Source organism: Pseudomonas sp. B21-051 (genome assembly GCF_024748795.1).
Taxonomy (GTDB): Bacteria; Pseudomonadota; Gammaproteobacteria; order Pseudomonadales; family Pseudomonadaceae; genus Aquipseudomonas; species Aquipseudomonas putida_A.
Map to the genome: position 1 here is coordinate 3,777,305 of NZ_CP087166.1, position 18,010 is coordinate 3,795,314.

Here is an 18,010-nt window from a genome sequence, read left to right on the forward strand (position 1 = left end):
TGACAGTCAATAAAGATGTTGAATGTTAAACCGCATTCGCGAGCAAGCTCGCTCCCACAGTGAATCTCCATCAGTAGAATGAGAGCACAAAAAAAGTGGCCACCGTCTGCACGGGGCCACTTTTTTACGGCGTATTAATGACCGTATACGTCAAAGTCGAAGTACTTGTCCTGGACTTTCTTGTACTCGCCATTGGCGCGGATTTCGGTGATGGCCTTATTGAATTTCTCGGCCAGTTCGGTATCGCCCTTGCGCACCGCGATGCCCGCGCCGCCGCCGAAGTACTTGGCGTCTTCATAGGTCGGGCCGACGAATTCGAAACCTTTGCCGGCGTCGGTCTTCAGGAAACCGTCGCTGAGGTTGACCGAGTCGGCCAGCATCGCGTCGAGACGACCGGATTTCATATCCAGGTTGGCTTCCTGTTGCGAGCCGTAGCGCACCACTTCAAACCCGGCGTCCTTGGCCATGTCGGTGGCGTAGCGGTCGTGGGTACTGGCGCGCAGCACGCCGACTTTCTTGCCCTTGAGCTCGGTCAGCGGGTCTTTGACACCGGAGCCTTCTTTCATCACGAAGCGCGCCGGGGTGTGGTAGTACTTGATGGTGAAATCGACGTTTTTCTTGCGGTCGTCAGTGATGGTCATCGAGGACAGGATCGCGTCGATCTTCTTCACTTTGAGTGCCGGGATCAGGCCGTCGAACTCCTGCTCGACCCACACGCATTTGACGTCCATCTGTTTGCACAGGGCGTCGCCGATATCGACGTCGAACCCGGTGAGTTTGCCATCAGCGGTTTTCATCGAGAATGGCGGGTAAGCGGCTTCGATTCCCAGACGAATCGGTTTGGCGTCTTCGGCCACTGCAGTCAGGCACAACATCGACAGTGCCAAGGCACCGAACATCACTAGCTTCTTCATTTATTACTCCTGTGTGCGGAGGCTTTTATTGGCAGCTTTCGATTGGGCGTTCGGTCATGGCCATTTAGCGGCAAAAAACCGACGTGGCCGGCAGTCTATGGCGGCGCGCACAGGGTAAATTGTGTTTAGGCGACAAATACTTACAGAAAATCGGCGCACGCGTTGACCGGGATCAACGGTGCGCCGACATGGTGCAAAGGCTGTAGGACAAATCTTTGAAAACGACAAAAATTGCCTTTGTAGGAGCTGCCGCAGGCTGCGATCTTTTGCTCTTTAAAAGTCAAAAGATCGCAGCCTGCGGCAGCTCCTACAAAAGCATTCAGCATTCACATCCAATAGGCGCTTTGGCGGCTTGAGTAGCACTCAAGCTGAAGCCTTCATCCAGCCAGCCGGTCACGCCGCCAATCATCTCCTTGACCGGGTAACCCAACGCCGCCAGTTTCACCGCAGCCTTGTTGGCGCCGTTGCAGTGCGGGCCGGCGCAATAGACCACGAACAACGTGCTCGTCGAATACTCCGCCAGGCCTTCGGCGGTCAGCAAGCGGGTCGGAATGTTGATCGCACCCGGCACATGACCGCGCTCGAACGCCAAAGGCCCGCGCACGTCGACCAGGACAAAATCGACTTCAGCGGCCTCCTGGCTGCCGTACACGTCAGAACAATCGGTTTCAAACGTCAGACGGTTGCTGAAATGCATCAGGGCAATCGCCGACGGTGCGGCAGGAATATCGCGAACCAGGCTGGTCATGTTGTGTGGCTCCTACGTCAGTTGGGGTGTGAGCAGACTTTATCGGGCCAGCACTTGGCGCTACAGTGGCGCGCAAGACACTCACCGGGAATTTTCCGCCAAATGCCTGACTCACCTGGATTGGTTGCGATTCTGGCCTACGATGGCCTCTGTACCTTCGAGTTCGGCATTGCCGTGGAGATTTTCGGCCTGCCCCGGCCGGAGTTCGATTTCCCGTGGTACGAGCACCGCATCGTCGCCGTCGATCAAGGGCCGATGCGCGCCATGGGCGGGATTCACGTATTGGCCGACGGCGGCCTGGAGCTGCTGGCGCGGGCGCGCACCATCATCATTCCCGGTTGGCGCGACCGCGAGGCCCCGGTGCCGCCGGAATTGGTCGAGGCATTGCGTCAGGCTCATGCTCAAGGTGCGCGGCTGCTGTCGATCTGCTCCGGGGTATTTGTGCTGGCCGCCAGCGGCTTGCTCGATGGCCACGGCGCAACCACCCACTGGCGCTACACCGATGAACTGGCGCGACGCTACCCCTCGATTGCGGTGGATCCGGAGGTGCTTTACGTCGACTCGGGTCAGTTGATCACCTCGGCGGGAAGTGCTGCCGGGATCGACGCCTGCCTGCATCTGCTAGCGCGGGACTTCGGTACTCAGGTCGCCAATTCAGTGGCCCGGCGTCTGGTGATGTCGCCGCAACGCACTGGCGGTCAGGCGCAGTTCATCCCCACGCCGGTCAGCGCGACACCCCGCAACGACTTGTCGCGGGTGATGCAGTGGGCCCGCGAGCGCCTGCACCAACCGCTGGAAGTGCGCGATCTGGCCAGCGAAGCGGCGATGAGCGAGCGCACCTTTCTGCGACGTTTCACCGAGGCCAGCGGGCAATCGCCCAAAGCGTGGCTGCAACACGAGCGACTGGCCCGGGCGCGGGAGTTACTGGAGAGCAGCGTGCACAACACCGAGCAGATTGCCCTGCGCTGCGGTTATCGCTCGGTGGAAAGTTTTCGTGTGGCGTTTCGCAGCGTGGTCGGGGTGCCGCCGTCGGTGTATCGGGAGCGGTTTGGGCGGGGGGTCAAAGCGATTTCTTGAGTTGACTGTGATGACCCCTTCGCGAGCAGGCTCGCTCCCACATTTGAAATGGGCGCCCCTGTGGGAGCGAGCTTGCTCGCGAAGAGGCCAGTCCAGCCACAAAAAACCTACGGTTTGCGCAACAGATAGGTATCCATGATCCACCCATGCTCGGCCCGCGCCGCTTTGCGCGTGCGCTCGATCTCAGCTGCCACATCATTGAGCTTGCCGCTGATCAGAATCTCATCCGGGGTGCCCAGGTAGGCACCCCAGTAAATCTCTGTCTGCTGATCCGCCACATGGCGGTAGGAATCTTCAGCGTCGAGCATCACCACCAGGCTGTCCGTGTCACTCACCTGCCCCGCCGCCAGACGCCGGCCAGTGGTGATTTCGATTGACCGGCCAATGCTGTTCAACGGCACTTTATGCTGCGCAGCCAACGCCTGAACGCTGGTAATCCCGGGGATCACTTCAAACTCGAAAGCACAGCGGCCTGACGCCAGAATCGCCTGCAGAATACGAATAGTGCTGTCGTACAGCGCCGGGTCGCCCCACACGAGGAAACCACCGCATTCGTTGTCACCCAGTTCTTCATTGATCAGCCGCTCGAAGGTTTCTTGCTTGGCGCGGTTCAGATCATCGACCGCACGGGTGTAGTCCACGTCGCCGCGCTCGCGCTCCGGGCTGTGGGCTTCGACGAATCGATAGCCAGGATTGGTGATGTAGCGTTCACAGATGTCACGACGCAGGTCGAGCAGCTTGTCCTTGCTCTGGCCTTTGTCCATCAGGAAGAACACGTCCACGCGGTTAAGCGCTTTCACCGCCTGCATCGTGATGTAGTCGGGATTTCCGGCGCCGATGCCGATGACCAGCAGTCGTTTCATCACTGTGCTCCCGCAAGATCGATACCCGCCAAGCGTAGCCGCCAGATGCCGTTGAACCGCAGCTCAACCACGGACAGCGGTTCAACATCAATGGCGTTGAACGCCGCGCCCTGTAACACCTGCATCAGTGCCGCACGTATCACAAACGGATGGGTGACGGCGACGATGTGCCCCGGTACGCCTTGCAGACTGGTCAGCCATGCCGCCACGCGTTCGCTCAACTGCATTACCGACTCGCCACCATGGGGTGCCGCCTGCGGATCATCGATCCACGCCTGCAAGGCATCGGCCTCGCGCACTTGCAGATCCTTGATCGCTTGCCCGTGCCAGCGCCCCAAATCGCAATCGCGCAACGCTTCGTCCACTTGCGACGCCGCACCAAACCACTCGGCGGTCTGACGGGTACGCAGTTCCGGCCCGCACAACAAACGGTTGACGCTGGCGAATTTCGCGGCGAACGCGCCGAGCGCCAATGGCGGATTTTCAACAGGCTCGTTCGTAGGAAAACGCGACAATTTCTGTGCGACGGTTCGAGCGTGGCAAATCAAAGTCAAACGGGTGGATTGCACTGTTTTGCACTCGATGGACATCCGGTAAATCGGCGGCAAATGGCCGTTCCTGGGGTAATTGTGCCGTAAACCGGGAGCCAGAGGGGATCCTGCTACCTTCTCGCCCGAAATCCTGAAGGTAAAAAAACGTCAATGTCTGACACGTCAGTGGGCAATGGACTACAAGGAGCGGCGACATCTGTGTAGGCCTTGTTACACGGGGTTATCACGTTATTTAAACGCTTAATCGCTACCACTAAAAATTCACTAGACATGTAACCTGAGTTACATAAATACTGTTTTAACGGATTGTGAAACGAATTCAACACCCCCCCCCTTCATCCAGCAGGAGCCCGGATGCCCCCTCTCAGAGACTTGATCACCGACCCCGGTTTGGAGCTGACGCCGTCGGAGCGCAAAGTGATTCGCGCCCTGCTCGACCAGTATCCACGCAACGGCCTGGGCCCGATGGCGCGTCTGGCCGAACACGCCGGCGTCAGCGATCCGACCATCGTGCGGCTGGTGAAGAAGCTCGGATTCGGCGGTTATGCCGAGTTTCAGGACGCCCTGCTCAGCGACATGGATCACCGCCTGCGTTCGCCGCGCACCCTGTTGCAGCCGCGTTCGCACCTGAACAAGGATGATGCCTGGGGCCATTATCTGGCCGACAGCCAACGCCTGATGGTGGAAACCCAGGCCCTGACGCAACCTGAAGACGTGCGCATTCTGCTTGACTGGCTGCTCGACACCCGGCACCAGATCTACTGCTTCGGCGGGCGCTTCAGCAGCCTGATGGCCAACTACCTGCTCAATCACTTGCGCCTGCTGCGACCCGGCTGCCTTGCCCTGGAAGACAACGCGCAACTGCCCGACCGCCTGTTCGATCTGCAACGTCAGGACGTGGTGCTGCTGTTTGACTATCGGCGCTACCAGTCCCAGGCCCTGCGGGTTGCCTCGGCGGCGAAGAACAACAACGCGCGGGTGGTGTTGTTCACTGACATCTATGCCTCGCCGCTGCGCGAACTGGCGGACCTGATCATCAGTGCCCCGGTGGAATCGGCCTCGCCGTTCGACACCATGGTGCCGGCGCTGGCCCAGGTCGAGGCGCTGATTGCCTGCCTGACCCTGCGCAGCCCCGATCTGGCCGATCGCCTGGAAGGCATCGACGCCCTGCGCAACGACTTCAACACCCATCTGCTGGAGGATAAATAAGGATGTTCAGTCTTCCCCACCGCTCGCCGCGGGACTTGCCGTTCGTCACCGGTCACACCGCGTTGCTGCTGGTGGACATGCAGCGTGCCTGGCTCGAACCGCAGTTCGACCCGCACCTGAACGGCCCGGACGCCGAGTATTTCCTGACCCGCGCGCACATGCAGGTGGTGCCCAACCAGCGCCGTTTGCTCAGTGCCTTTCGCGAAGCGCGGCAGAACGTGCTGCACACGATTATCGAAAGCCTGACCGCCGACGGTCGCGACCGCTCGCTGGATCACAAACTGTCGGACATGCACCTGCCCAAGGGCAGCACCCAGGCGCGGATCATCGACGACCTGACCCCGGTGGAAAACGAAATCGTGTTGCCGAAAACCTCGTCCGGGGTGTTCAACTCGACGAACATCGATTACGTGCTGCGCAACCTCGAAACCCGCCACCTGATCATCGCCGGTATCGTCACCGACCAGTGCGTCGACATGGCGGTGCGGGATGCCGCCGACCGTGGCTATCTGGTGACGCTGGTCGAAGACGCCTGCGCCACTTACACCCCGGCGCGGCATGACGCCTGCCTCAACGCGATCAAGGGCTACTGCTGGATCAGCGACACGCAAACCGTGCTCGGCCGCTTGCAGGAGATGCGTCCATGAGCGAGCGCCTGACGCCGTTGCCGATGACCACCATCGTCACCACCGACCTGATCGGCATCACCCGTGGCCGCTCGTTTCCCACCGATCAGCTGGAGCATTATCAAGCGGCCGGGTGCGGCTGGGTGCCGGCCAACAGCGCACTGACGCCTCAGGACATCATCGCCTCGACCAACCCGTGGGGCGCCTACGGTGATTTGCGGTTGATTCCCGATCTGGCCAGTCGCGTGACGGTCGGTAATGGCCCGGACGCCGCAGCACCGGCGCTGGACTTCATCCACGGCGACATCCGCGAGACCGATGGCCGGCCGTGGAGCGCTTGCCCGCGCACGTTGTTGCGCGATGAAATCGAGCGCTATCGCGACGACCTCGGCTTGCAGGTCAACGCGGCGTTCGAACACGAATTCAACCTGCATGCCGGCTTCGCCGAACACCTGGCGTTTTCCCTTGAAGCCCAGCGTCAGGGTGCCGAATTCGGTGGCTGGCTGCTCAGCGCCCTGCGCGCCGGCGGTGTCGAGCCGGAAATGTTCCTGCCCGAATACGGCAAGCACCAATACGAAATCACCTGCCGGCCGACCCTCGGCGTGGCGGCGGCGGATCGTGCGGTCAACGTGCGCGAGATCACCCGCGAAATCGCCCGACAAATGGGCGTCGACGTCAGCTTCGCGCCGAAAACCAAGGCCGACGCGGTGTGCAACGGCGTGCACCTGCACGTCAGCCTGCTCGACCTGCAAGGTCTGCCGCTGCTCTACGACGCCGGCACCAGCAACGGTCTGTCGACCCTCGGCCAGCATTGGGCTGCGGGGATCCTGCATTACCTGCCGGCGCTGTGTGCGTTCACCGCACCGACGCCGGTGTCGTACGAGCGTTTGCAGCCGCACCACTGGAGCGCGTCCTATGCGTGTCTGGGGCAGCAGAACCGTGAAGCGGCGCTGCGTATTTGTCCGACCGTGAGCCTGGGCGGCAAATCCGTGGCGGCGCAGTACAACCTCGAATTCCGCGCCATGGACGCGACCGCCTCGCCGCACCTGGCGATGGCCGCACTGCTGATCGCCGGACGGCTGGGCATTGAACAGCGCTTGGCGCTGAACGCGATCACCGATGAAATTCCCGATTCACTCAACGACGAGCAACGCAAGGCCCGGGGCATTGTGGCCCTGCCCGCCTCGCTGGCCCAGGCGCTGGATTGCCTGCGTGACAGTGCAGCCTTCAATCAATGGCTGCCCAAGCCGTTGCTCGACACTTACCACGCCCTTAAAACCGAGGAACTGGCGCTGACGGAACAGCTCTCGCCCGCTGACCTGTGTGAGCACTATGCACGCCTGTACTGAATCCGCCGAGCTGGGGTTGTATACCCGCCCGGTCTACAACCTGAGCCGCGAAGATTCATCGCATCCGTTGATCCTGGTGTGCGAGCACGCCAGCCGCTACATCCCCGAAGCCCTGAACAATCTGGGCCTGGACGATGCAGCCGCGCACGAGCACATCGCCTGGGACATCGGCGCACTGCAACTGGCTGAAAAGCTTTCGGAGATACTCGGCGCGACACTGTTGAGCGCAAACTATTCACGGCTGCTGATCGACCTCAATCGGCCCCGGCATGCCCCCGACAGCATTCCGGCGCAGAGCGAGATTTATCAGGTGCCCGGTAACCGCGAGCTGGACGAAGCCACTCGCGAATACCGGCGCCAGACCCTGTTCAAACCGTTTCACGCCCGGCTGCAGACCCTGATCGACCAGCGCGTCGCACAAGGCCAGGCGGTGCGGGTGGTCGGGATTCACAGTTTTACTCCGGTGTATTACGGCCAGCCGCGCCCACTGGAAGTCGGCGTGCTGTTCGGACAGGCCGGCGCCTATGCGCAGCGGGTGATCGACGGCCTCGGCCAGCACCCGCTGAAAGTCGCGGGCAACCAGCCGTACCGGGTTGATCCGCTGGGCGACATGACCGTGCCGGTGCACGGCGACGCCCGGGGGCTGGAATCGGTGTTGATCGAGGTGCGCAACGATCTGCTGCGCACCCCAGAGGCGGTATCACTGTGGGCCGAGCGCCTGGCGCCACTGCTGTAAAGAATGCTGCAAGACTGCTGACGCTGTAACGATGGACCGACATAACAACTAAAAACGCTGGATAGGCTGACAAGGAGTTGCGCTTCATGGAAATAGAAGAGTTCGGCTACAAACAGGAGTTGAAACGTAGCCTGACACTGACCGACCTGGTGGTGTACGGGATGATCTTCATGATCCCCATCGCCCCCTTCGGCGTGTATGGCTACGTGAATGCCGAGGCGCCCGGGATGGTGCCGCTGGCCTACATCATCGGCATGGTCGCGATGCTGTTCACCGCGCTGAGCTATGGCAGCATGGCCAAGGCGTTTCCGATCGCAGGCTCGGTGTATTCCTACGCACAACGCGGCCTCAATCAACACGTCGGCTTCATCGCCGGCTGGCTGATGCTGCTCGACTACCTGCTGATTCCACCGCTGCTGTACGTCTACGCGGCGATGGCCCTGAACCATCTGTACCCGGACATTCCGAAGGTCGGCTTCATTCTGGCGTTCCTGGTCAGCGCAACGTTCGTCAACCTGCGCGGGATCACCTTCACCGCACGGATGAACATCATCTTCCTGCTGGCACAACTGGTGGTGCTGGGAATCTTCCTGTTCTACGCCTGGAACGCCCTGCACAACGGCGGCGGCAACGGCGAGCTGACCCTGGCGCCGCTGTATCACCCGGAAACGTTCAACTTCGCCCTGCTGATGCAAGCGGTGTCGATTGCGGTGCTGTCGTTCCTTGGCTTCGATGCGATCTCGACCCTCGCCGAAGAAATCAAGGGTGATCCGGGCAAAAGCGTCGGCCGCGCAGCGCTGATCACGCTGGTGGTGATGGGTTTGATTTTCGTCGTGCAGACCTGGATCGCCACCGATCTGGCCGCCGGTATGGGCTTCAAGTCCGCCGACACCGCGTTCTATGAAATCGCCGAAATCGCCGCTGGCAGCTGGCTGGCCACCCTGACCGGTGTGGCGACCGCGCTGGCCTGGGGTGTCGCGGTAGCGATCACCTCGCAAGCCGCGGTGTCGCGCCTGCTGTTCGGCATGGCCCGCGATGGCAAGTTGCCGAAAGTGCTGGCCAAGGTGCACCCGAAGCACAACACCCCGTACCTGAGCATTTATCTGGTGGCAGTGCTGTCGCTGGTGATCTGCTACCTGTTCATCAATTCGGTCGACACCCTGACCTCGCTGGTCAATTTCGGTGCCCTCAGCGGTTTCATGCTGCTGCACCTGACAGTGATCAACTACTACTGGCGTCGGCAGAAGTCCGGTCAGGTCGTGCGCCATCTGATCTGCCCGGTGATCGGCTTCATCATCGTCGCCGCCATCATGTACAACATGGGCGTCGATGCGCAGAAACTCGGACTGATCTGGATCGCGCTGGGCCTGGTGTACCTGTTCTTCCTGAACAAGCTCGGCGCCAGCACCGCGCTGCCTGACCCGAGCAATGGCTGACAAGAAAAAGAGCGGCGTCTGACAACAAATCAGGCGACCGCCGCTTTAAAGCGTGGCAACCGACAGTGATAGTCAGGTTCGGTGGGGATCACCGGACCCTTTGATACAGGAGTGCATCCATGCTGGTCTTACGCCCAGTCGAGACAACCGACCTGCCGCAATTGCAGCAGCTGGCCCGCGACAGCCTGGTCGGCGTCACGTCGCTGCCGGACGACAGCGAATGCCTGCGCGAAAAAATCGCCGGCTCCTGTGCCTCGTTCGACAACGACATTCAGGCGCAAGGCCCGGAGAACTACTTCTTTGTGCTGGAAGACCTCGACACTCAACGGCTGGTCGGCTGCTCGGAGATCCTCGCCACGGCCGGTTTCAACGAGCCGTTCTACAGCCTGCGCAACCGCCACTTCACCAGTGCCTCGCGAGAACTGAACATTGAACACGGGGTGCCGGCGCTGTCGCTGTGCCACGACCTCAGCGGGCACACCCTGCTGCGCGGTTTTCACATCGACAACGCGCTGGTGCGCAGCGCCTTTTCCGAATTGCTGTCGCGGGCACGGCTGCTGTTCATCGCCGCTCACGCACAACGTTTCGCCGATGCGGTGATCACCGAGATCGTCGGCTACAGCGATGAGAACGGTCATTCGCCGTTCTGGGACGCACTGGGCAAGCACTTCTTCGACCTGCCCTACGTCGAGGCCGAGCGCCTGTGCGGCCTGCAAAGCCGCACGTTTCTCGCCGAACTGATGCCGCAATACCCGATTTACGTGCCGATGCTGCCCCCGGCAGCACAGGAATGCATTGGCCGGATTCACCCGGACGGCCAGGAAGCGTTCGACATCCTCGAACGCGAAGGCTTTGAAACCAACAGCTACATCGATTTGTTCGACGCCGGCCCGACCCTGTATGCGCGCACCGCGAACATCCGTTCGATCGTCCGCAGCCAGACCGCTAGCGTGCGCGAGCAGGCGCAGATCGACGCCCGTGGCCATTACCTGCTGAGTAACGACGCGCTGCACGGTTTCCGGGCCATCGTCGCCGAACTGGATTACCAGCCCGATCAACCGCTGTCACTGACGCCAGCCCTGTGCGCGGCGCTGAAGGTCACCGCTGGCAGCACGATCAGGCTTACAGCGCTGTGAACCGCGCCCGGTTGCACACCCAACGACAGTGCCCGAACAGGCGCGTACAAGGAGTTACCGCATGATCGTTCGTCCGGTCAAAGTCAGCGACCTGCCAGCGCTGATGACCCTGGTGCAACAGGCCGGGCCGGGGTTCACCACCCTGCCGGCCAATGAGGATCGCCTCGCCCACCGGGTGCGCTGGGCTCAGCGCGCGTTCGCCGAACAGGTTGAACGGGCCGACGCCGACTATCTGTTCGTGCTCGAAGACGACGACCTGCGGGTGGTCGGCGTCAGTGCCCTGACCGGCGCGGTAGGCCTGCGCGAGCCGTGGTACAACTATCGGGTCGGTCTGACTGTGAGTTCGGCACCGGATCTCGGGATTTCGCGGCAGATCCCCACGCTGTTTCTCAATAATGAGCTGACCGGCCAGTCGGAGCTGTGTTCGCTGTTCCTGCATCCGCAGCATCGCCATGGCAGCAATGGTCGGTTGCTGTCGTTGGGGCGCCTGCTGTTCGTGGCTGAATTCCCGCAGTTGTTTGGCGAAAAGATGATCGCCGAACTGCGTGGCAGTGCCGATGAACGCGGCTGCTCGCCGTTCTGGGACAGCCTGGGCCGACATTTTTTCAAGATGGACTTCAGCCATGCCGACCACCTGTCGGGGCTGGGCAACAAGTCATTCATCGCCGAACTGATGCCGCGCCAGCCGTTGTACACCTGCATGCTCACCGAGCAGGCACAAGCCGTCATCGGCCAGCCGCACCCCAACACCGAACCGGCGCTGAAGATCCTGCGCGCAGAAGGCTTCACGCATAAGGGCTACATCGACATCTTCGACGGTGGCCCGGTGATCGAAGCGCCGATCGGCAACATCCGCACCGTGCGCGACAGCCTGGCGCTGACCCTGAGCCTCGGCACCCCGGACGAACAGGCCCCCTTGTGGCTGATCCATAACCGTCGCCTGGAGAACTGCCGCATCACCGTGGCCGCCGGTCGTCTGGTCGGCAATAGCCTGGTGGTCGATCGCCTCACCGCCAAGCGCTTGCAGTTGCAACCGGGCAATTCGGTACGTGCGGTGCTGCTGCCCAGGCAACAGCAACAGGCGGTAGCCGCCTGATCCGCGGTTTTGCCAGTGAAAATCCGCTGACTGCCGATGAAACCTTTCAGCTGCTGGATCCTCTATCAACGCCTCACTCGCAAATTCGTCATGAACCTTGACCCATTCGCGTGATAGCCTTTTCATTCTTCGGCGTTGACACCTTTGCTCAAGCCGTTCCATTCCTTTGTATTGGTGGAACTCGTATGACCAGGCTTTCCCATCAAGATTTGCGCCGTAACTTCCGTCAATTGCTGGCTTCCGACACCTGCTACCACACCGCCTCGGTGTTCGACCCGATGTCCGCGCGCATTGCCGCCGACCTGGGTTTTGAAGTGGGGATCCTCGGCGGCTCCGTGGCCTCATTGCAGGTGCTGGGCGCCCCCGACTTTGCCCTGATCACCCTCAGCGAGTTCGCCGAACAGGCCACCCGCATCGGCCGCGTCGCCCAATTGCCGGTGATCGCCGACGCCGACCACGGCTATGGCAACGCCCTCAACGTGATGCGCACCATCGTTGAACTGGAACGCGCCGGCGTCGCCGCCCTGACCATCGAAGACACCCTGCTGCCGGCGCAATTCGGCCGTAAATCCACCGACCTGATCTCGGTCGCCGAAGGCGTCGGCAAGATCCGCGCGGCGCTGGAAGCCCGGGTCGATTCGGAAATGGCAATCATCGCCCGTACCAACGCCGGGATCCTGCCGAATCAGGAAATCATCAGCCGCACCAAGCAATATCAGGCCGCTGGTGCCGACGGCATCTGCATGGTCGGGGTGCAGGACTTCGATCAGCTTGAGCAAATCGCCGAACACCTGACGGTGCCGCTGATGCTGGTCACCTACGGCAACCCTGCGCTGCGCGACGACAAGCGACTGGCCGAACTCGGTGTGCGCGTGACCATCGACGGCCACGGCGCGTACTTCGCGGCGATCAAGGCGACTTACGACAGCCTGCGCGAACAACGCCAGATCTTCACCCAGGCCTCGGACCTGAGCGCCACCGAGCTGACGCACACCTATACCCAGCCTGAGGCTTACATTCTGTGGGCCAAGGAATACATGAGCGTCAAGGAATAAGCTGCGGTCAGGACTGGCCTCTTCGCGAGCAGGCTCGCTCCCACAGTGGATCTTCAGTGAACACAGCATTGGTGTTCGGCACAGATCCATTGTGGGAGCGGGCTTGCTCGCGAAAGCGTCAGTTGCAGCACCGCCAATCCGAGGGAGTCAGCGCTTGGCCAATTCCATGATCATCCGCGACAACAGATAAATCCGCGGCGTCACGCTCGCCACTTCGGCGTATTCCTCAGGCGTGTGGATATTGCCGCCGACAATTCCGAAACCGTCCAGCGTCGGCGTACCTACCCCGGCGGACAGGCTGGCATCCGCCGCGCCACCACTGCCCTCTTCGGTCAGCTTGCGGCCGATCTCGCCGTAAATCCCTTGCGCCATGGCCATCAAGCGATCCGACTCTGCCGTCTGCGGCATCGGCGGCAACCCGCGTTTGAGGCTGGTGGTGACTTCGGTTTCAGCGATCAGCTTGTCCTGCGACACTCGCGCCAGGTCTTTCTCGATCCGGTCGAACTCTTCCGGCACCGCCGCACGCACGTCAGCCTTGGCAGTGGCGTGATCCGGGATCACGTTGGTGCGATCACCGGCCTGGAGCACGGTGAAGTTGATCGTGGTTTTCTTCGCTTCGTCGCCGAGTTTGCCCAGTTGCAGAATCTGGTGCGCCGCTTCCATCGCCGCGTTCCGCCCCAGTTCCGGCGCGACTCCAGCGTGCGCCGCCTTGCCTTGGACCTCGACCAGCGCCGTCGCGCTGCCTTTGCGCCACACCACCAGTCCATCGGCCGGACGCCCCGGTTCAAGGTTGAGGGTCACGTCATGAGCCTTGGCGGTGTTCTTGATCAGGTCGGTGGCGACGTCGGAGCCGGTTTCCTCGCTGGCGTCGAGCAGGAAGGTGATTTGCGCGTAGTCCTTGAAGTCGAGGTTCTTCAATATCTTCAGCGCGTAGATCCCGGCGACGATGCCGCCCTTGTCGTCCATCACCCCCGGCCCGTAGGCGCGACCGTCCTTGATGCGGAACGGGCGCTCGGCCGCGGAGCCTTCCTTGAACACCGTGTCCATGTGCGCCATCAGGAGGATTTTTGCCTTGCCGGTGCCTTTGAAGGTCGCCAGCACGTGGTTGGATTTTTCCGGGGTGTTGGGCACCAGTTCGATGGTGGCGCCAAGCTTTTTCAGCTCATCGATGGCGATCTCGCTGACTTGTTTCAAGCCCGGTTCATAACCGGAACCTGAGTCGATGTTCACCAGCCGTTCCAGTAGTTTGAGGGCTTCGGGTTGATATTGCTCGGCATCCGTCAGCACTTGCTTGTGCGGTTCGGCGAAGGCGCCGGCAGCACTGAAGGCGAGTGACAGGCCGAGGCCGGCGGCCAGCAGCGAGCGGGGAAATGAGAACGTCATGAATCGATCCTTGTTTCGCGTCGGGGGGGATTGAACCGTACCTGACATCGACGCAAGGCTCTATACCGGATGCGACATCGCTGCGGCCGACACCGAACACCTGTAGGAGGAAATTGTGCCGGGCAGTCAGACCGAATCGAGCAGTTCCTGCTTCGGCAGATCATCACTGTTGCAGATCACCCGATTGCGCCCGCTCGCTTTGGCCTCATACAGCGCCTGATCCGCATCATTAAGCCAACGGGTCGCGTCGCCATGCGCCGGATCGTACGCCGCCAGACCAATGCTCAGACTGACCTTGAGCGCCGGGTTCTGCTCGTAACCCAGGGTGGCGAAACGCTCGCGCAAGGCTTCCATGGCCTGCGCGGCATTGAACAGCGGCAGGTCGGGCAGGATCACGCAAAACTCGTCGCCGCCATAGCGCCCGGCGATGTCCGCAGCGCGCAGGTTCTGCTTGAGCATTTTGCTCAACTGGCGCAGCACGATGTCACCCGCCACATGCCCGTAGGTGTCGTTGATCGCCTTGAAGTGGTCGATGTCGATCAACGCGATCGCTGCGCCCTGCTTCTGCCGGCGGCAACGTTGAAAGGCGATTTCCAGTTGATCCTTCCACGCGCCGTGATTGAGCAACCCGGTGAGGCTGTCGGTGCGGCTCAGCGCCAGCAGCTCACGCTTGTGCAGACCCAGCGTGTAGGCCTGGCGAAAGCAGATCCAGCCCAGCGCCAGCGGGTACAGCATCAGCAACGGCAGGCACGCGTACAGCTGCAAGGGCGAGGTTTGCGGGATGAACGCCGGGGCGAAAACCACCAGGCCGACGCCGATACCGAGGATCTGCGCCGCCAGGCCTGCGGCGAGAAAACGTAATCCGCCGATGGCGACGTTATTCATCGCCATCATCGAAACGGTGGTGGCACTGGGCAGTGGATTGAAGTGCATGGCGGCGACCCAGAAGCCGCCCATAAAGGCGTCAATCAACAGATTGCGGTGTTCCGCATGGTAAGGAACGCTGGCACGACGAGCCCATTGAAACGCCAGGTGCGGCCAGAGCAGGCCATTGAACAGCATCAACGCCCAGACCCACAGCGGCGGGTCGAGCGGGTACATCGCCGCGCTCACGCACAACAGCCCCAGCACCAGCCCGAGGGTTCGCGATGTATAAAGCCTCCTGGCCAATGAAAGTCCCTTTCCCCCCTTGTTTCGCATAAGGGCCTCGACCACTCAACGGAACCTGCGCACACCGTCAGACCGATGTGCTGGAAGTCTAACAGGCAGTCGTTAAATAGCTATCACCGGCCAGCCGCTGAATACCGCGCCATCGCCGTCGCGCACAGGGCAAATTTTTGGCTATACCTGAAAGGACGAAAACGGAAAAACGACTATAAGAAGGAGGCCCATGCAGACCTACCGAGTGTTGATCATCGGCAGCGGATTTGGCGGCCAATGTGCGGCGGTCAACTTGCTCAAGGCCGGAATCGACGATTTTCGCTTGCTGGAAAGAAGGGACTTCTTCGGCGGCACCTGGTGCCAGAACACCTACCCCGGTGCGGCGGTGGATGTGCCGTCGCCGCTTTATTCGTTGTCGTTTGCGCCATTTCCCTGGACACAGATGTTCGCCGCCCAGGCCGAATTGCATCACTACACCGAACACGTCATCGAGCGCTTCGGCCTGCGCGAGCGCGTGGCGCTGCAAACCAACGTCGAACGCATCGAATGGGACGACGCCGAACAGCGCTGGACGGTGCATACCAGCAAGGGGATTTTTTACGCGCAGTTCGTGATCAACGCCTCCGGGCCGTTGAGCCAACCGTTGATCCCACCCTTCCCCGGCCTGGATCGCTTTGAAGGCAAGACTTTTCATACCAACAATTGGGATCACAGCTACGACTACCGTGGTAAACGCGTGGCCATCGTCGGCAGCGGCGCCAGTGCCGCGCAGGTGATTCCGGCGATTGCCGCCGAGGTCGAGCAATTGCACGTGTTCCAGCGCACGCCACATTGGGTGCTGCCGCGCGCCGATCGCACGTTCGGGCCTTTCCAGCGCTGGCTGCTGGGGGTGAAACCGGCTTACAAGCTGCTGCGCTGGCTGCTCTACTGGCAATTCGAAACACGGGTCATCGCCTTCAAATATTCGAAACCGGCGATTCACCTGGTTCAGCGCCAGGCCCTGCGCTTTCTCAAGCAACAGGTGCCGGATCCGCTGTTGCGCGCAAAACTCACCCCGGACTTCACCATCGGCTGCAAGCGCATCCTGCTCTCCAGCACCTATTACCCGGCGCTGACCCGGCCCAATGTCACGCTGCACAGCCGTGAACAAGGCATCGCCGAAATCGATGAAACCGGGATCACCACCACGGACGGCCAGCACATCGACGTCGATTTGATTGTCTGGTCGACCGGCTACGACGCCACCGACGGCGTGGTCTCTTACCCGGTCACCGGCAAGCACGGCGTGCAACTCAAGGACGTCTGGGCGCAGTACCCGCGCGCCTACCTGGGCACCAGCCTGCCGGACTTTCCCAACTTGTTTATCGTCACCGGCCCGAACACCGGCATCGGCCATACCTCGGCGCTGTTCATCATCGAAGCGCAGATGAACTACATCCTCGACTGCATCCATACCCTGCAGTCAAAAGGGCTGCGCAGCATCGAAGTGCGCCCCGAAGCGGAACGTACCTACACTGCAATGATCCACCGTGAGATGGAACGCACGGTGTGGAAGTCCGGCGGCTGTCACAGTTGGTATCAGAGCAAAAGCGGTCATGTGATCGCGATTTTTCCGGGCTTCAGTTTCAGCTACTACCGGTTGACCCGGGCGCTGAAACCGGCTGACCACATTCTGTCCTGAACACGTAAAAGGAAGACGTCGATGCTTGTGCTGTTTGTCGCTCTCGCGGTTTTCGTGGCCTGGAGCTGGTTGAGTTACCCGGCGGTCGGGCATTGGCTGTATGACCTGAGCACAGCGCTCGAGGCCAGGTTATACAAGCTGCATAAAATCGAAGTGCCGATTGCCGAAATGACGGTGTCGACCTGGCAGGGTGGCCCCTATGAAGCGGCCAGCGCGATCCTGATGCTGCACGGCTACAGTGCCGAGAAAAATCTGTGGCTGCGCTTCGCCAGGCATTTTGTCCGCCAGTACCGGGTGATCATTCCGGACATCGCCGGTCATGGGGAAACCGGGTTCAAGGCCGGCGGCGGCTACGACATTGCGCTGCAGGCCAAGCGCATGATCCAGTTGCTCGACGTCTGCGGCGTGGAGAAAGTCCACGTGATCGGCAACTCGATGGGTGGCTACATCGCAGCGTGGCTTGCAGCAACTTACCCGGAGCGGATTGCCTCGGTGGCACTGATCGACCCGGCCGGCGTCACCGCGCCGCAGGCCAGCGACATGGAGCGTCATCTGGCCCGTGGGCATAACCCGTTCCTGATCAACTCCCGGGAAGAGTTTCGCCAGTTTTATGCGATGACCATGGCCTCGCCACCCTGGGTGCCCGGACTGGTGCTGGATGCCATCGCCCAGCGATACGAACGCCAGCGCGATGAACTGGAAGAGATCTTCCGCGACTTCCGCGCCAGCCCGCCGATGGAGCCGAAACTGGCCGATATCAAATGCCCGGCGCTGCTGCTGTGGGGGCGCAAGGATCGCTTGATCGACGTCAGCAGCGTGCCGGTGTGGAGCAAGGGCATCGCCAATCTGCGGGTCGAAGTGTGGGACGGTGTCGGGCACATGCCGATGGTCGAACAACCGGGGAATACCGCGCGGTTGTATCGGGAGTTTCTGGGAAACCAGCGATGAAACCTACCGCTGGCATTGTGGCGAGGGAGCTTGCTCCCGCT

At 61.3% G+C, this 18,010-nt stretch carries 17 protein-coding genes; 11 read left to right on the forward strand and 6 right to left on the reverse strand.

Features of this window, described 5'->3' with window-relative positions; genetic code table 11:
• Nucleotides 1-134 precede the first annotated feature (134 nt).
• Together LOY52_RS16800 and LOY52_RS16805 are read right to left on the reverse strand one after the other, a co-directional pair.
• Entirely contained in the window at nucleotides 135-914 is a 780-nt protein-coding gene (locus LOY52_RS16800; RefSeq protein WP_258675117.1) for an ABC transporter substrate-binding protein, read from the reverse strand.
• A gap of 319 nt (nucleotides 915-1,233) precedes the next feature.
• On the reverse strand, nucleotides 1,234-1,662 hold the full coding sequence (locus LOY52_RS16805; RefSeq protein WP_258675119.1) for a rhodanese-like domain-containing protein: 429 nt from the start codon (nucleotides 1,660-1,662) through the stop codon (nucleotides 1,234-1,236).
• A gap of 102 nt (nucleotides 1,663-1,764) precedes the next feature.
• Here LOY52_RS16805 and ftrA point away from each other — a divergent pair, with 102 nt between their 5' ends.
• Nucleotides 1,765-2,739, forward strand: a complete 975-nt coding sequence (ftrA, locus tag LOY52_RS16810) for a transcriptional regulator FtrA (RefSeq protein ID WP_258675120.1) — start codon at nucleotides 1,765-1,767, stop codon at nucleotides 2,737-2,739.
• Between the two features lie 107 nt (nucleotides 2,740-2,846).
• Here the strand turns inward: ftrA and cobF are convergent, their stop codons facing one another.
• Together cobF and LOY52_RS16820 are read right to left on the reverse strand one after the other, a co-directional pair.
• Nucleotides 2,847-3,602 (reverse strand): precorrin-6A synthase (deacetylating), encoded by a 756-nt coding sequence (gene cobF, locus LOY52_RS16815; RefSeq protein WP_258675121.1) that lies wholly within the window; start codon nucleotides 3,600-3,602, stop codon nucleotides 2,847-2,849.
• Nucleotides 3,602-4,192, reverse strand: a complete 591-nt coding sequence (locus LOY52_RS16820; RefSeq protein WP_258679887.1) for a histidine phosphatase family protein — start codon at nucleotides 4,190-4,192, stop codon at nucleotides 3,602-3,604. The genes cobF and LOY52_RS16820 overlap by 1 nt, the downstream gene beginning before the upstream one ends.
• Nucleotides 4,193-4,507: 315 nt before the next feature.
• On the opposite strand from LOY52_RS16820, the gene LOY52_RS16825 reads away from it, so the two are divergent.
• The 8 genes from LOY52_RS16825 (at nucleotide 4,508) to LOY52_RS16860 (ending at nucleotide 12,796) form a co-directional block, all read left to right on the forward strand.
• Nucleotides 4,508-5,362, forward strand: coding sequence for a MurR/RpiR family transcriptional regulator (locus tag LOY52_RS16825; RefSeq protein WP_258675122.1), 855 nt, complete (start codon nucleotides 4,508-4,510; stop codon nucleotides 5,360-5,362).
• Between the two features lie 2 nt (nucleotides 5,363-5,364).
• Nucleotides 5,365-6,009 carry an isochorismatase family cysteine hydrolase gene (locus LOY52_RS16830; RefSeq protein WP_139054635.1) on the forward strand — a complete coding sequence of 215 codons (645 nt, stop codon included), beginning with the start codon at nucleotides 5,365-5,367 and terminating at the stop codon, nucleotides 6,007-6,009.
• Complete coding sequence (locus tag LOY52_RS16835) at nucleotides 6,006-7,337, forward strand: glutamine synthetase (RefSeq protein WP_123588369.1); 1,332 nt, start codon at nucleotides 6,006-6,008, stop codon at nucleotides 7,335-7,337. Before LOY52_RS16830 ends, LOY52_RS16835 begins: the two co-directional genes overlap by 4 nt.
• The gene (locus LOY52_RS16840) at nucleotides 7,321-8,073 is read left to right on the forward strand and encodes an N-formylglutamate amidohydrolase (RefSeq protein ID WP_258675123.1); all 753 of its coding nucleotides are present in this window, start codon (nucleotides 7,321-7,323) and stop codon (nucleotides 8,071-8,073) included. Before LOY52_RS16835 ends, LOY52_RS16840 begins: the two co-directional genes overlap by 17 nt.
• An 86-nt stretch (nucleotides 8,074-8,159) precedes the next feature.
• On the forward strand, nucleotides 8,160-9,509 hold the full coding sequence (locus LOY52_RS16845) for an APC family permease (RefSeq protein ID WP_258675124.1): 1,350 nt from the start codon (nucleotides 8,160-8,162) through the stop codon (nucleotides 9,507-9,509).
• A 119-nt stretch (nucleotides 9,510-9,628) separates the two neighbouring features.
• Complete coding sequence (locus LOY52_RS16850; protein ID WP_258675125.1) at nucleotides 9,629-10,645, forward strand: arginine N-succinyltransferase; 1,017 nt, start codon at nucleotides 9,629-9,631, stop codon at nucleotides 10,643-10,645.
• A gap of 61 nt (nucleotides 10,646-10,706) precedes the next feature.
• Nucleotides 10,707-11,741 carry an arginine N-succinyltransferase gene (gene astA / locus LOY52_RS16855; protein ID WP_258675127.1) on the forward strand — a complete coding sequence of 345 codons (1,035 nt, stop codon included), beginning with the start codon at nucleotides 10,707-10,709 and terminating at the stop codon, nucleotides 11,739-11,741.
• Nucleotides 11,742-11,926: 185 nt separating this feature from the next.
• Nucleotides 11,927-12,796 carry an oxaloacetate decarboxylase gene (locus LOY52_RS16860; protein WP_258675129.1) on the forward strand — a complete coding sequence of 290 codons (870 nt, stop codon included), beginning with the start codon at nucleotides 11,927-11,929 and terminating at the stop codon, nucleotides 12,794-12,796.
• 147 nt (nucleotides 12,797-12,943) lie between these two features.
• Here LOY52_RS16860 and LOY52_RS16865 read toward each other — a convergent pair whose 3' ends face one another.
• Both LOY52_RS16865 and LOY52_RS16870 read right to left on the reverse strand, forming a co-directional pair.
• Entirely contained in the window at nucleotides 12,944-14,179 is a 1,236-nt protein-coding gene (locus LOY52_RS16865; protein ID WP_258675131.1) for a M20/M25/M40 family metallo-hydrolase, read from the reverse strand.
• Between the two features lie 126 nt (nucleotides 14,180-14,305).
• On the reverse strand, nucleotides 14,306-15,379 hold the full coding sequence (locus LOY52_RS16870; protein ID WP_258675132.1) for a diguanylate cyclase: 1,074 nt from the start codon (nucleotides 15,377-15,379) through the stop codon (nucleotides 14,306-14,308).
• A 190-nt stretch (nucleotides 15,380-15,569) separates the two neighbouring features.
• Between LOY52_RS16870 and LOY52_RS16875 the strand changes: the two genes are divergently transcribed.
• Together LOY52_RS16875 and LOY52_RS16880 are read left to right on the forward strand one after the other, a co-directional pair.
• Nucleotides 15,570-17,021 (forward strand): NAD(P)/FAD-dependent oxidoreductase, encoded by a 1,452-nt coding sequence (locus LOY52_RS16875; RefSeq protein ID WP_258675133.1) that lies wholly within the window; start codon nucleotides 15,570-15,572, stop codon nucleotides 17,019-17,021.
• A gap of 21 nt (nucleotides 17,022-17,042) precedes the next feature.
• Nucleotides 17,043-17,969 (forward strand): alpha/beta fold hydrolase, encoded by a 927-nt coding sequence (locus LOY52_RS16880; RefSeq protein ID WP_258675134.1) that lies wholly within the window; start codon nucleotides 17,043-17,045, stop codon nucleotides 17,967-17,969.
• The last annotated feature ends 41 nt before the right edge of the window (nucleotides 17,970-18,010 follow it).

Coding starts and splice junctions, on each gene's coding strand:
- LOY52_RS16800 (WP_258675117.1), bottom strand. CDS start 914: ATGAAGAAGCTAGTGATGTTCGGTGCCTTGGCACTGTCGATGTTGTGC.
- LOY52_RS16805 (WP_258675119.1), bottom strand. CDS start 1,662: ATGACCAGCCTGGTTCGCGATATTCCTGCCGCACCGTCGGCGATTGCC.
- ftrA (WP_258675120.1), top strand. CDS start 1,765: ATGCCTGACTCACCTGGATTGGTTGCGATTCTGGCCTACGATGGCCTC.
- cobF (WP_258675121.1), bottom strand. CDS start 3,602: ATGAAACGACTGCTGGTCATCGGCATCGGCGCCGGAAATCCCGACTAC.
- LOY52_RS16820 (WP_258679887.1), bottom strand. CDS start 4,192: ATGTCCATCGAGTGCAAAACAGTGCAATCCACCCGTTTGACTTTGATT.
- LOY52_RS16825 (WP_258675122.1), top strand. CDS start 4,508: ATGCCCCCTCTCAGAGACTTGATCACCGACCCCGGTTTGGAGCTGACG.
- LOY52_RS16830 (WP_139054635.1), top strand. CDS start 5,365: ATGTTCAGTCTTCCCCACCGCTCGCCGCGGGACTTGCCGTTCGTCACC.
- LOY52_RS16835 (WP_123588369.1), top strand. CDS start 6,006: ATGAGCGAGCGCCTGACGCCGTTGCCGATGACCACCATCGTCACCACC.
- LOY52_RS16840 (WP_258675123.1), top strand. CDS start 7,321: ATGCACGCCTGTACTGAATCCGCCGAGCTGGGGTTGTATACCCGCCCG.
- LOY52_RS16845 (WP_258675124.1), top strand. CDS start 8,160: ATGGAAATAGAAGAGTTCGGCTACAAACAGGAGTTGAAACGTAGCCTG.
- LOY52_RS16850 (WP_258675125.1), top strand. CDS start 9,629: ATGCTGGTCTTACGCCCAGTCGAGACAACCGACCTGCCGCAATTGCAG.
- astA (WP_258675127.1), top strand. CDS start 10,707: ATGATCGTTCGTCCGGTCAAAGTCAGCGACCTGCCAGCGCTGATGACC.
- LOY52_RS16860 (WP_258675129.1), top strand. CDS start 11,927: ATGACCAGGCTTTCCCATCAAGATTTGCGCCGTAACTTCCGTCAATTG.
- LOY52_RS16865 (WP_258675131.1), bottom strand. CDS start 14,179: ATGACGTTCTCATTTCCCCGCTCGCTGCTGGCCGCCGGCCTCGGCCTG.
- LOY52_RS16870 (WP_258675132.1), bottom strand. CDS start 15,379: ATGCGAAACAAGGGGGGAAAGGGACTTTCATTGGCCAGGAGGCTTTAT.
- LOY52_RS16875 (WP_258675133.1), top strand. CDS start 15,570: ATGCAGACCTACCGAGTGTTGATCATCGGCAGCGGATTTGGCGGCCAA.
- LOY52_RS16880 (WP_258675134.1), top strand. CDS start 17,043: ATGCTTGTGCTGTTTGTCGCTCTCGCGGTTTTCGTGGCCTGGAGCTGG.